The organism is Providencia hangzhouensis (assembly GCF_029193595.2).
In the GTDB taxonomy this organism is placed as follows: domain Bacteria; phylum Pseudomonadota; class Gammaproteobacteria; order Enterobacterales; family Enterobacteriaceae; genus Providencia; species Providencia hangzhouensis.
Window position 1 is genome coordinate 436,912 of record NZ_CP135052.1, and the last position, 13,944, is coordinate 450,855.

At 40.8% G+C, this 13,944-nt stretch carries 9 protein-coding genes; 6 read left to right on the forward strand and 3 right to left on the reverse strand.

The window, feature by feature from the left end; all coding sequences use genetic code 11:
- Positions 1 to 10 precede the first annotated feature (10 nt).
- Complete coding sequence (gene edd / locus PZ638_RS01935) at positions 11 to 1,855, reverse strand: phosphogluconate dehydratase (RefSeq protein WP_414703354.1); 1,845 nt, start codon at positions 1,853 to 1,855, stop codon at positions 11 to 13.
- Between the two features lie 319 nt (positions 1,856 to 2,174).
- Here edd and PZ638_RS01940 point away from each other — a divergent pair, with 319 nt between their 5' ends.
- The 3 genes from PZ638_RS01940 (at position 2,175) to PZ638_RS01950 (ending at position 5,094) form a co-directional block, all read left to right on the forward strand.
- The gene (locus PZ638_RS01940; protein WP_206277862.1) at positions 2,175 to 2,966 is read left to right on the forward strand and encodes an N-acetylmuramoyl-L-alanine amidase-like domain-containing protein; all 792 of its coding nucleotides are present in this window, start codon (positions 2,175 to 2,177) and stop codon (positions 2,964 to 2,966) included.
- A 442-nt stretch (positions 2,967 to 3,408) separates the two neighbouring features.
- Entirely contained in the window at positions 3,409 to 3,678 is a 270-nt protein-coding gene (locus PZ638_RS01945) for a helix-turn-helix domain-containing protein (protein WP_231136087.1), read from the forward strand.
- A gap of 525 nt (positions 3,679 to 4,203) precedes the next feature.
- Positions 4,204 to 5,094, forward strand: coding sequence for an N-acetylmuramoyl-L-alanine amidase (locus PZ638_RS01950; RefSeq protein WP_094962865.1), 891 nt, complete (start codon positions 4,204 to 4,206; stop codon positions 5,092 to 5,094).
- A gap of 69 nt (positions 5,095 to 5,163) precedes the next feature.
- On the opposite strand, the gene iclR is transcribed toward PZ638_RS01950, so the two are convergent.
- Entirely contained in the window at positions 5,164 to 5,994 is an 831-nt protein-coding gene (iclR, locus tag PZ638_RS01955; protein ID WP_036958355.1) for a glyoxylate bypass operon transcriptional repressor IclR, read from the reverse strand.
- 203 nt (positions 5,995 to 6,197) lie between these two features.
- Here iclR and metH point away from each other — a divergent pair, with 203 nt between their 5' ends.
- The 3 genes from metH to PZ638_RS01970 all read left to right on the forward strand — a co-directional run bounded on the left by metH (position 6,198) and on the right by PZ638_RS01970 (position 12,181).
- Positions 6,198 to 9,881: a methionine synthase gene (gene metH, locus PZ638_RS01960; RefSeq protein ID WP_094962864.1), complete on the forward strand. Its 3,684-nt coding sequence runs from the start codon at positions 6,198 to 6,200 to the stop codon at positions 9,879 to 9,881.
- Between the two features lie 69 nt (positions 9,882 to 9,950).
- On the forward strand, positions 9,951 to 10,541 hold the full coding sequence (locus PZ638_RS01965; protein WP_172412296.1) for a hypothetical protein: 591 nt from the start codon (positions 9,951 to 9,953) through the stop codon (positions 10,539 to 10,541).
- Between the two features lie 164 nt (positions 10,542 to 10,705).
- Positions 10,706 to 12,181: an SEL1-like repeat protein gene (locus PZ638_RS01970; RefSeq protein WP_094962862.1), complete on the forward strand. Its 1,476-nt coding sequence runs from the start codon at positions 10,706 to 10,708 to the stop codon at positions 12,179 to 12,181.
- A 61-nt stretch (positions 12,182 to 12,242) separates the two neighbouring features.
- Here PZ638_RS01970 and lysC read toward each other — a convergent pair whose 3' ends face one another.
- Entirely contained in the window at positions 12,243 to 13,619 is a 1,377-nt protein-coding gene (gene lysC / locus PZ638_RS01975) for a lysine-sensitive aspartokinase 3 (protein ID WP_004261326.1), read from the reverse strand.
- Positions 13,620 to 13,944: the final 325 nt, after the last annotated feature.

Sequence of the window (13,944 nt, forward strand, 5' to 3'; positions counted from 1 at the left end):
TGAAAATAGATTAAAAATCAATACTACAAGCACCTTCTTCGGCACCTGATAAATGTCTTCTTAATGCACCGAAAAGCTCCCTTCCACAACCACTACGCTCAGCAGTTAAATCAGCCTCGAAGGGTTGGCGTTTATTGAGTTCTTCTTCATCAACTAGTAATTGTAATTCTCCAGTCAATGCATTTACCCTAATGATATCGCCATTTTTTACTTTTGCTAACAACCCACCATTATAAGCTTCAGGGGTGACATGAATTGCAGATGGTACTTTACCGGATGCTCCGGACAAGCGACCATCAGTAACTAACGCGACTTTGTAGCCTTTATCCATAAGTACACCCAGAGGAGGCATGAGTTTATGAAGTTCAGGCATGCCATTCGCGGATGGCCCTTGGAAGCGGACAACAATAATACAATCTTTATTAAGCTCACCTGCTTCAAAGTGTGATGCAATCTCATTTTGGTTGTTAAATACGACTGCTGGAGCTTCAATAACTTGATTTTCTTCAGGAACTGCTGATGTTTTCATCACGGCACGCCCTAAGTTACCAGAAAGTAATTTTGTGCCCCCATGAGGTGAGAATGGGTGTTCTATTTCAGCGATAACATCAGGATTAAACGAGGATTTAGGGCCTTCTCGCCATTCAAGTTGGCCATTATTTAGCCAAGGTTCCATGGTATAACGTTCCAGCCCGAATCCTGCTACGGTATGGACATCGTTATATAATAAACCTTTTTGTAATAGCTGGTGGATAAGCAAAGCTACGCCACCTGCGGCTTGGAATTGGTTGATATCCGCTTGGCCATTAGGATAGATACGGCAAATAAGTGGAACAATAGCTGAAATATCGGAAAAATCATCCCAATTGATAATGATCCCTGCGGCTCTTGCTATAGCAACAAGATGCATGGTTAAGTTAGTTGAGCCTCCCGTCGCGAGCAATGCGACGATACCGTTGACAATAACTTTTTCGTTAACCAGTTGACCGATAGGTAAGTACTGGCCCGATTGTTCAGTTAAACGCGTAATTTGTCGTGCGGCAGCCTCTGTTAATGCATCCCGTAGTGGAGAGTCAGGTGGTACAAATGACGCACCGGGTAGATGTAACCCCATGACCTCCATCATCATTTGATTCGAGTTGGCAGTACCGTAAAAAGTACAGGTGCCGATCCCATGGTAAGAGGCGGCTTCGGCTTCTAATAAAGCGAGTCGATTAACTTTGCCTTCAGCATACAGCTGGCGAATACGAACCTTTTCTTTATTTGGTAAGCCTGTTGCCATTGGACCTGCTGGGACAAATATTGCAGGAAGGTGACCAAATGAAAGTGCGCCAAGCATTAAGCCTGGAACAATTTTGTCGCAAATACCTAAATAGAGCGCACCATCAAACATATTATGGGATAGGCCAATGGCAGTTGACATGGCAATGACATCTCGACTTAGCATCGATAGTTCCATCCCATCTTGCCCTTGGGTTACGCCATCACACATTGCTGGGACACCCGCAGCGACTTGGCCAATTGAGCCAGCTTCTAATAATGCTTTTTTGAGTTGTTCAGGGTACTTGTCGTAGGGACGATGAGCAGAAAGCATATCATTGTAGGAATTGATGATTGCAATATCAGAGCGAGTCATGCTTTTAAGAATTTGTTTTTCTTCGCTTTGGCATGCTGCAAAGCCATGGGCAAGGTTACCGCAAGCGAGTGATGCTCGATGGACGGTCATACAACGAGCCTGCTCTATTTTTTTGAGATAAGCAGCTCGAGTTTTCAGTGAACGAGAAATGATACGTTGAGTGATGCGATCAAGTTCTTTATTGATCACTGAAGGATTTGTCTCTTTAGAGGTGGTCATGCTCATGATAATTGCTCCATAGTGCAGTAAAAAGATGAATCAAACTGCAAGTCAATTCGGGTTGTGCCTATCGTTATTTACTTGTGAACTATAGCATCAATGTTACCGGTAACATTGTTCAATGAAAGCGGAGGAGTTGCAATATAGAAAATGAATATTCGAAGCTATCTGTGATCTGAATCAAATTTATATTATGGTGTGGACAGGGTAGGAAATAGACAAATAAGCATGCTATAGTGGCTTAGTTGATGATTTTATCATCAAAATTCAATTAGATGATTGTCGAAGGTTAGGTTGTATTCATGAGAAGAGCGGCAGGATGTTAAGGCTAGTTATAGCTGCATTTATATTGTTATTGGCAAATTTTGTTAGGGCTGAGGTTATCTTAGCTTCGGGGTCATATAAAATTTTAACTGAAGTTTTTAATGAACAAACGGCAATGCAGTTACAGAATGCGTCACAAGCAGAAAAAATTGATGTATTGACCCGATATTTTTTAACTACACCTTACAATAAACAAACTTTGAATATGAGTCCGCTATCACCTGAAGAATTGGTGATTAATTTGAAGGAGATGGACTGTATGACATTCATAGAGTACATCGAGGCTTTTAAGCGTTCTAACAATTACGAGCAATTTGTTTCAAATTTAATCAATATTCGTTATATCAACCAAAATATTACATTTAAACATCGGCGGCATTTTTTCTCTGATTGGGCGCAAGAACCTGAGGCGATAGTGGTAGATATTACTAGTGAAATAAGCCCACACTTTATTCGGGTAAATAAACAACTTAATTTGAAAAATTATAATCAGCGATATATATCAGGCTTGCCTGTTAAAAGTAGACTAATAAACTATATTCCAGTTAAATATGTGGATGATGATTTAGTATTGAGATTAAATGTAGGGGATTACATCGGCGTTTATTCAAAGGATAATGGGTTAGATGTAAGTCATGTGGGTGTTGTAATACGTAGAGGTAATAAAACAATATTTAGAAATGCCTCTTCACTACGTAGAAATCTTCAGGTTATTGATATCGAACTGAACGATTACTTAAAAGGGAAGGCCGGGATTGTTGTTTTTAGGCCGAAATCAGATTATTAGCCTGACTATAGAGAATATTATAATAATAAGATAAATTATTAATCTGTTTTTTGATATAAAAAAGGGAAAACACAATTTTTGCGTATGTAAAAATTTAACATATAGAGTGAAAATTATTTAATAATAAAAAACAGATAATTATTTTTATTGGTTACTAATTATTTCTAGTAACATTTAAAATGTAAAAGTATATTAAATTATCGATTTGATCAAAAAAAACATATAGAAATGTAATTTAATTATAAAAATAAAAAAACTTTTATAAAGCAATGGATTACTTTACATATATTATTTTCCTCATTTTTTTTGTATATAAAAATGATGTTTGTCTATCAATCTTGTTATCTTTGATTGCTCATAACTATTTTAAATAGTTATGATTAATTTTATAATGAATAATACTAGCTAAATTATTTTTCTTATTTACATTTAGGAGATGGTTATGCATATAGCTAAAAAGAAAAATATTTATGCATTACTAGGTAATCATTTACGTAAGGCTAGAGTGAGTAAAGGGTTATCAGGAAATGAGCTGGGTTCGATTATTCATTTGAGCCAACAGCAAGTATCACGATATGAGTTAGGTATTAATAAGTTGAGTTTAGATAAACTAATTGAAATTGTAATTTTTTTAGATATTGATATTAATGAGATTACTAAAATCATTGCTAAGCAGGTTGAGTATGAAAAAAATGAGTTAGCGATAACCTAAGCAAGATAATTTTTATTTTCTTTTTATAACATTTTATGAATAATTTATTCCCTTTAAAAATGCCTAGTATAAAAAATAGGTTATAACTTATACGTTATAGAGAATTAGACGATTAATTTTGCATAGTACTCGAAAAAAATATTTCTATGGTAACTACTTAAAATTAAAAATTAAATTCTAGAAATAAGAATAATCAATTCAATATGTCTCTATTTTAAGGAGGGGGAGCTTATTAGTGATCATAATTATAATTTTTTCTGGCGCTTCTCTCTCTACTTTTTCCAATGTTCCCTACCATTTAATAGAAGGGGATGTTTTTCGTTAATAAGAAAACCTTTTTTGTTTCTAATATGAGCTAAAAAGGTTTTAACATGATGTATTTAAACATTTATTTCATTTTCTATTATCTATTTTTCTAAAAAGAATAAGCATTGTGATGTTGTTGGTGCATGAAAATTGATAGTATTGCAGACGACACAATGCTTAAATAAAGCTTAATGAATAATAGAGTAAGGCTATGGTTTGATGTTCAAATATATAGGGATATTGTTTGCTTTTTTACTATTATTAGGCTGTTCGGCCTCGAACAAAGGTTACTATCTTGATAACCGTTACCCATCAAAAAATAGTAGTCAGCGCATTCAATATGTCATTATTCACTACACCGTTTCCGATGATGCGCGTTCCATAGCCACACTAACGCAAGGCAAAGTGAGCTCCCATTTCCTCATACCGAGTGTACCTGAAACTAAAAATGGCCAGCCTGTTGTATTACAACTCGTTCCCGAATCATTAAAAGCATGGCATGCAGGTGAAAGTTATTGGCTACAGCATAATGGTTTGAATGATATTTCTATTGGAATTGAAATCGTTAATGCAGGGGGACAAAAGGATGCTAAAGGAAAGCAACTGTGGGCTCCTTACAATGAAGCGCAAATTGTGGCATTGATACCTCTCATCCAAGATATTATGCAGCGCTATAGTATTCCCCCAGAAAATATTATTGGTCACAGTGATATCGCACCACTGCGCAAGCAGGACCCAGGCAAGGCATTTCCATGGCAACGTCTTGCTCAACATGGTATAGGGGCTTGGCCTGACCCAAAAACAGTCACTAAATTTCTGGCGGGGCGTAATGCCAATGAACCCGCAAGCGTGTTACGAATTCAAAAAGCGCTTAATTTTTATGGATATTCAACAATCCCGCTATCAGGTAAGTTAGATCCACAGACGAAAAAAACATTGCGTGCTTTCCAATTGCATTTCCGACCGCGAGATATTGAAGGACAAGCGGACGCTGAAACAGAGGCTATCGCGTTGGCACTCATTGAAAAGTACCGTGATATGCAAAAATTTAAGTTATTTGAAAAGACTCTGAAGTTGCCTACTATTTCAACAAATCAGCAAGGTGATTAGAGGGCAGTAAAAAGCTTTGTAAGGTTAAGTGAAATACAGGTTGCTTTGTATTTCACTTTCACTGTTTAGCTAGCGGTTTGCGCCATATTCATGGCTTATTTCTTTTGCGGCTTTGATAACCATAGCGCCTAATTCAGTAATACGGTCGTCAGTGATACGTGATAATGGGCCTGAAATAGAAATGGCTGCGAAAGCTTCTTTGTGTTCATCATAAATACAAGCCCCAATACAGCGTAACCCTAATGCATGCTCTTCGTCATCATAAGAAAAACCTTGCTTTTTAGCCTGTTGTAAATTCTCTTTTAAAGCTGATGGGTTAGTTAATGTATAAGGCGTATAAGCATGTAAACCTTTACGGCTTAAAAGTGGAACCAGTTTGTCTTCTGGTAAGTTAGCAATGAATGCTTTGCCTGCCCCCGAGGCGTGTAATGGCAGTTTTCCTCCGATTGGTGCTGACATTCTCATTAGCGCATTGCATTGTACTTGGTCAACAATGACGGCATCGTACTCTGTATGGTCTAGGATAGCTAAGTTGACAGTTTCCCCCGATTCATCCATTAAGCGGCGTAGTATTGGGTGGACGAGGGCTAACAAATTACGACTCTCTAAAAAGCTGCTACCAATGATAAAAGCATGAGAAGCAATAACCCATAGGCCTAAATCACCAGTTTGGCGAACAAAACCATGTTGTTCTAAAGTCATTAAAAGGCGATGTGTTGTTGAGTTGGGTAAGCCAGCTTGCATCGCAAGGTCAGTGAGGGCAATTCCCCCTGTCGATTCGGAAATATATTCCAATAGTGTTAATCCACGACTTAATGATTGAACTTGTCCTGCTGCAGCTGCGCCACTCGCCGGCCCTTTTGCTTTTTTAAGTTTCTTAGTAATTGGTGCCGTTGCCATTAAGTCTCTCCTGACTGTCATTTAGCTTCTATTATGAACTATTTCACTTGAAAATACTCATCGGATCAGTGAAAAGTGTGCTCTTGTGCAACCTTGAAAAACTCTCATCATAACAGCGAATTTTCACGAGAGAAGTTGTGATAGGATGTTAAAGGTAAAAATTTGACTTATTTCTCAGTGTTCCATTTTAGGAGGGCAGTGCAGTGTCCGCAAAAGTTAATCAATTAGAACAAGAATTAAAAAAACGTATATTGGTATTAGATGGTGCAATGGGAACAATGATCCAACAACATAAGTTGTCGGAAGCCCAGTTTCGCGGAGAACGATTTGCGGATTGGCCGAGTGATTTAAAGGGAAATAATGATCTATTAGTCTTAACTCAGCCAGATATTATTCGAGATATTCATTCTCAATACTTTGAAGCGGGCGCGGATATTGTTGAAACCAATACTTTTAACTCAACATCCATTGCGATGGCTGATTATAAAATGGAATCACTTTCCGCTGAAATTAACGAAGTTGCTGCGCGTCTTGCCCGTGAATGTGCTGACGAGTGGACACGTAAAACCCCTGACCAGCCGCGTTATGTTGCCGGAGTTTTAGGCCCGACAAACCGCACTGCTTCTATTTCTCCTGATGTTAATGATCCTGCTTATCGCAATATCACCTTTGATCAACTCGTTGAAGCCTACCGTGAATCTACCCGATCTTTAGTAAAAGGTGGGGTAGATCTGATCATGATCGAAACCATTTTTGACACATTGAATGCGAAAGCCGCGATCTTTGCGGTAGAAACTGAACTGGAAGCTTTGGGTGTTTCTCTACCTATTATGATCTCGGGTACGATCACAGATGCTTCTGGCCGGACATTATCAGGGCAAACAACAGAAGCATTTTATAACTCATTGCGCCATGCGCAGCCGATATCATTTGGCTTGAACTGTGCATTAGGCCCGGATGAGCTGCGCCAGTATATTGCTGAATTATCAAGGATTGCGGAATGTTATGTCAGTGCGCACCCTAATGCAGGGCTACCGAATGCGTTTGGTGAATATGATCTTGATGCGCAAAATATGGCTGAACAAATTCATGAATGGGCAACCGCAGGGTTCTTAAATATTGTTGGTGGGTGCTGTGGAACGACGCCATTACATATCAAAAAAATGGCAGAAGCCGTAAAAGGTATCACACCACGTCAATTACCGTCACTACCTGTTGAATGCCGTTTATCGGGTTTAGAACCGTTAAATATTGGCGAAAAATCGTTATTTGTTAACGTTGGGGAAAGAACCAATGTGACGGGGTCGGCAAAATTTAAGCGGCTGATTAAAGAAGAAAATTACCAAGAAGCCTTAGATGTGGCACGTCAGCAAGTTGAAAATGGTGCGCAAATCATCGACATCAATATGGATGAAGGGATGTTGGACTCCCACGCGGCGATGGTGCGTTTCTTGAATCTGATTGCTGGTGAGCCAGATATTGCTCGCGTGCCAATTATGATTGACTCCTCAAAATGGGAGGTGATCGAGGCGGGGCTTAAGTGCATACAAGGTAAGGGGATCGTCAATTCAATCTCAATGAAAGAGGGGGTTGAGGCATTTATTGAGCATGCTAAATTATTGCGCAAATATGGTGCTGCGGTGGTCGTCATGGCATTTGATGAAGTTGGCCAAGCAGATACACGTGAGCGGAAAATTGAAATTTGTCGCCGTGCTTATCAGATCCTTACCGAAGAGGTGGGCTTCCCTCCTGAAGACATTATTTTTGACCCAAATATTTTTGCCGTAGCCACAGGAATCGAAGAGCATAATAACTATGCCGTTGATTTTATTGAAGTCTGTAAGGACATTAAGGCTCAGTTACCTCATGCGATGATTTCTGGCGGGGTTTCCAACGTCTCCTTCTCATTTAGAGGAAACGACCCTGTACGTGAAGCAATTCATGCTGTTTTCCTGTATTACGCCATTCGTAATGGAATGGATATGGGGATCGTTAATGCGGGGCAGCTCGCTATCTATGATGACCTGCCTACTGAATTAAAAGATGCTGTTGAAGATGTGATTTTAAATCGCCGTGATGACAGTACAGAACGTTTGCTTGAACTGGCGGAAAAATACCGTGGAGCAGGGGCAGGAGAGCAGCAAGTTCAACAAGCGGAATGGCGTAGTTGGGAAGTTGAAAAGCGTCTTGAATACGCATTAGTGAAAGGTATTACCGAATTTATCATTGAAGATACTGAAGAAACACGCCAACGTGCTTCCAGCCCAATCGAAGTGATTGAAGGCCCCTTGATGAATGGTATGAATGTGGTTGGAGACCTATTTGGGGAAGGAAAAATGTTCTTACCTCAAGTGGTGAAATCTGCTCGGGTGATGAAACAGGCCGTAGCCTATTTAGAACCTTATATTCAAGAGCTTAAGCAGTCAGGTAGTAGTGCAGGAAAAATCTTACTCGCGACGGTAAAGGGCGATGTTCATGACATAGGCAAAAATATCGTTGGGGTTGTTCTGCAGTGTAATAACTATGAAATCATTGATTTAGGCGTGATGGTTCCGTGTGAAACTATTCTAAAAACAGCACGTGAAGAGAACGTCGATATTATTGGGTTATCCGGTTTGATCACGCCATCTCTTGATGAAATGGTGCACGTAGCTAAAGAGATGGAAAGACAAGGGTTTACCTTGCCATTACTGATTGGTGGGGCGACAACATCAAAAGCACACACTGCCGTGAAAATTGAGCCTAATTATAGTGGGCCAACGACTTACGTGCAAAATGCCTCTCGAACTGTGGGGGTTGTCGCAGCGCTATTGTCAGCAACACAAAAAGCAGATTTTGTTGCGCGCACTCGCCGTGAATATGAAACGGTTCGTCAGCAACATGGCCGTAGAAGGCCAAAAACACCGCCTGTGGCACTGGATGTGGCACGCGCTAATGCGGTTAATATTGATTGGCAACATTACCAACCACCTGTGCCAAAATTTCTTGGTATTCAAGAAGTCACCGCATCTATTTCAACGCTGAGAAACTATATTGATTGGACGCCATTTTTTATGACGTGGTCTCTGGCAGGTAAATACCCGCGGATCTTAGAGGATGAAGTGGTCGGTTCTGAAGCGCGTAAGCTATTGAAAGACGCCAATAATATGTTAGATAAGCTTGATAAAGAAAACTTATTAACGCCAAAAGGTATTTTTGGCTTATTCCCTGCAAACCGGGTTGGCGATGATATTGAAATTTATACCGATGAGTCGCGAAATCATGTGCAAGTCATGGGGCTGAATTTACGCCAACAAACTTTAAAAACTGAGTTTCCAAACTATTGTTTATCTGACTTTGTCGCGCCAAAGGACAGTGGTAAAGCCGATTATATTGGGGCTTTCGCAGTGACAGGGGGCTTAGAAGAAGACGCGCTTGCTGATGCATATGAACAACAGCATGATGACTATAATAAAATTATGGTTAAAGCGCTGGCGGATAGGCTAGCGGAGGCATTTGCTGAATATTTACACCAACAAGTCCGCATGCAATATTGGGGTTATGCAGACGATGAAAACTTGAGTAATGAAGAACTTATTCGCGAAAATTACCAAGGGATCCGCCCTGCACCGGGGTATCCGGCTTGCCCTGAGCATACAGAAAAGGCAAAAATTTGGCAGTTACTGGACGTGGAAACGCAAATTGGTATGCAACTCACCAGTTCCTATGCGATGTGGCCAGGGGCCTCGGTATCAGGCTGGTATTTTAGCCATCCTGAAAGTAAATATTTTGCGGTAGCCCAGCTACAAAAAGACCAAATTGAGGATTATGCAAAGCGTAAAGGGATGTCGGTGACGGAGTTGGAGCGTTGGCTAGCGCCAAACTTAGCTTATGACCCGGAAGATTAAAACAAGATCAATACATTGATTTTTCATGCATTCGGCACCATCTTATAGGTAATACATTAGAGGGGGCCAATGATGAGCTATGAATTTATTATTGAAGAAGAACTGCCACGCTCGGCAGTTTTTCCTTATCAGATCCAAAACAGTGCGGCGCCTGAAACGTTCATGATGAGCGAAGACGCGGTGAGCGCTATGATGAGTGTTTTACAGATCATGGATAAGCTTGATACCGATGATTCACTGGGTGAGCACTGTTTTAATCAGATTTGGTTAAGAAGCGAGCTAACACCTGCAAGAGCAGAAGAAATTTACCTATTTTTAGAAGAAAATTTAGCAGTAGAACCCGTGCCTTCAGAGGACGAAATCGCGGCTTTTCATCAAGCCCAAATCGATGAAAATAAGCTGTTATCTCAAGAAAGCCCGAAAGACGGTATGGTACCCGTGCATAAATTTTCGACCAATGACGGTTGGTTGGTGACCACGAAAGAGTGTGAATGGATTGCGGAAGTGTTTTCACCAGAACTGGTGAGTGAAAACCACTTTGTCGTTTCTCAGATCTCTGAACTGTGTGAGATTAGCCACCGCACATTGGAAGCTCTGTTAATTGAGTGGGGTAAATTTAATTTATTTGCCAGTAAACACGGTGGTTACCGCGTTAACTAAGTACTGCGGCTTATTTCGGAGACAAAAGTTTCAGCAAGAAGCTGGCGTCTCCTCCGTTTTCTTAATAATTCCTTTGTTATTCTACTTTTTCAGCCAACATCCCTTATGAATTTTTTATTGGAGTGATATGTTAATGACATAACGCCAATAAATAGGTCATGGTGATGAAATTACGTTCTTTTCTGTTAGTTCTCTATGTTAGCGGTATTTCCCTTGCGCAAGCTGGCAATATCGTTGAAGCACCTTCTACGAAAGATAAACCGAATACGCTACATGCGCAGCCTAAAAGCGCGCCTATTCCTGATGAATTCAAAGCAAAATTGAAGCTAGCGAATGCCGGAGATGAAGAGGCAATGGTGGATGTTGGGCTTGCTTATATGGATGGGACTGAATTTTTAGCCGTCAATGAGCAAGAGGCTTATCGTTGGTTTAAAAAGGTGGCTGACCGAGATAATACAGATGGAGATTATTACCTTGGGATGTTATTGCAAAATCAGGAAAAATACCGACAAGCGGAACAATGGTATCGCCGAGGTGCTGAAAAAGGCGATGCTTATTGCCAATATGCGATGGGTTACTTATATGAACATGGTATTGGGGTTGAGCAAAATTTAAAGCAAGCGAAAGCATGGTATGCAGAGGCCGCGGAGCAAGAACATGCTAACGCACAGTTTGCGATGGGGTTGTTTTATCATGATGGGTTAGGTGGTGATATTGATTACCAGAAGGCTCGAGAGTGGTATGAAAGAAGTGCGGGAAATAATATTGCAGCCGCAGTGAATAACTTAGCGGTGATGTATGAAAATGGTGAGGGTGTAGAGCCGGACGCCGAAATGGCGATTTATTTATATCGTCAAGCTGCCAATATGGGCTCTGCGACAGCGCAAGTGAATATGGGTGATTTTTATCAAGAAGGTCATAGCGCAATAGAAAAGAATAGCTACCAAGCGATGTACTGGTATAAACGCGCTGCGCAACAGAACAATATTGCGGCCCAACTGGCGATTGCGAAAGCCTATGAGCAAGGTAATGGCGTTGGTAAAGACCTCGCTGAAGCCTTTATCTGGTATGAACGTGCGGCGCAAAACAAATCCCAAGATGCAGGAATGAAAGTGGCTGAATTCTATGAAAAAGGGTTAGGTGGCGTTAAAAAAGACCCCAAAAAGGCTATTGAGTGGTATATATCACTTGCCAACAGTGATGGTAAAGCGGCTCAAATTAAGTTAGCGGAACTGTATGTGTCTGGTGAGCTGAAAAATGTTGATGTGAATGATATTTTGAGTTGGTTGCTGATTGCGCAAGAAAATAACATCGAAGCTCAAAACCAGTTAGCTATCTTTTATTTAACGGGAACGGGTGTGGCGAAAAACACACACAGAGCACGGCAATTGCTGGAAAAAGCGGCATTTAAGAAAAATAGCGATGCCCAAAACAACCTTGCGGTGATGTATGCACGAGGCGAGGGCGGTGAGAAAAATATTTTTCGTTCAGTAATGTGGTTTGAACGAGCGGTAGAACTCGGTAATGAAACCGCAAAAAGCAACTTGGCACTTTTAAAACAGAATAAAGGCGTGACGGGAAAAATGTTGCAATACACTGGTAGTGTTGCGCAACCCAGCAAAAATGCTAGAGAGGATTAATTGTATAATATAGAAGGCGATCGAAATGATCGCCTTCTAGTATTTTGATCAAACTTCCACACTATTCGAATAAGTTACTGTGCAAGGTACGAACGATCTCTTCAGCATCATTTCCAGGTACCAATAAACAAATATTGTGGCTACTTGCTCCATAGCTGATCATGCGAATATTGAATGACTCAAGCGCCCCAAAAATTTGTCTCCCGAGGCCATTCACTTGCGACAGCTCATTACCAATGATTGCGACGAGCGCTAAATCTTCTTCCACTTCAACACGGCATAATGCGGATAGTTCTGTCATTAGCGCATTGGTGAGTAAACTGCCGTTAGTTCCCGTTGAACCTGTTGTGTCTAAGGTTAGGGCGACACTGACCTCTGAAGTCGTAATTAGATCCACTGAAATATTGTGGCGCAGTAAAATGGTGAAAATTTCCGCTAAGAAACCGCGTGCGTGCAGCATTTTTAGACTGTGCAAGGTGAGTAGCGTTTGTTTACGGCGCAGTGCTAATGCCCTAAATTGTGGTGGATTCGTGGTTTTATCACACACAATGGTGCCGCCGGCTTCGGGGGCTTTACTTGAACCGACAAAAACTGGGATCCCCGCACGTACTGCAGGAAGGAGTGTCGCAGGATGCAAAATTTTTGCGCCAAAGGTCGCCATTTCTGCCGCTTCATCGAAAGCAATTTCATCAATGCGTTGGGCACTCGGTACGACGCGAGGGTCAGTGGTGTAAATTCCAGGAACGTCAGTCCAAATATCTACACGTGATAAATTAAGGACTTCAGCTAACAAAGCGGCGGTGTAGTCACTTCCACCGCGCCCAAGAGTGGTCGTGCGGCCTTTTTCATCACGACCAATAAACCCTTGAGTAATGACAACCGACTCAGTAAGGCGTGGCATGAGTTGTTGTTCTGACAATGCTTTTAGCTGAGCAAGTTCTGGTTCAGCACGGCCAAAGCTGTCATTCGTTCTCATCACTTTGCGTACGTCAAACCATTGGGAGTTAGCATTACGTTGGCGTAGTACTTCAACAAATAGTAAGGTTGACATTAATTCGCCGTGGCTCACCATTTCATCCGTTAATGCATCAGAAGTGGCTAAAGCAGCCGAATCAGCTAAATGAGCAATATTATCGAGTAATCGATTGATTTCCTCACGAATAACATCAGCAGTTTGTAAGTTATCAATAATTGCGTATTGAATATCCTTCACTTTTTTCAGCAGTTCATTACGTTTATCAGCATCGCAACCTTCGGCCAGTTCGATTAATAAATTGGTAATGCCAGCAGAGGCGGAAAGTACCACAACTCGCACATTTGGGTTGGAGAGAACAATATTGGCGCTGTTGTTCATCGCTTCAAAGTTAGCGACGCTAGTGCCGCCAAATTTGGCGATAACATACTGATGATTGTCTGTTGAAGACGCTGCGATATTCATGGTGTCAATCCCTTTGGTTAAACCTAATCTTTATATAGATTTATCGGGTAAATAGGATTGCGTCAATCAAGAATCGAAGTAAATCAGTAATTCTAATGATAGGTAATTTATTATCGGTTTTCTCAATATACTCGTCATACTTCGAGCTGCATGGGTGTTGACTGCGCTCAGATAACCGAATCACATACTTTTGTATGCTCATCGGTCTATCTTCGCTTGTCGCCTATATGCAACTCGAATTATTTAGAGTATATACTCGTTATATTTCAATCAGTTTGGGTGTTGACTACGCTCAGATAACCGAGTCACAGACTTTTGTATGCTC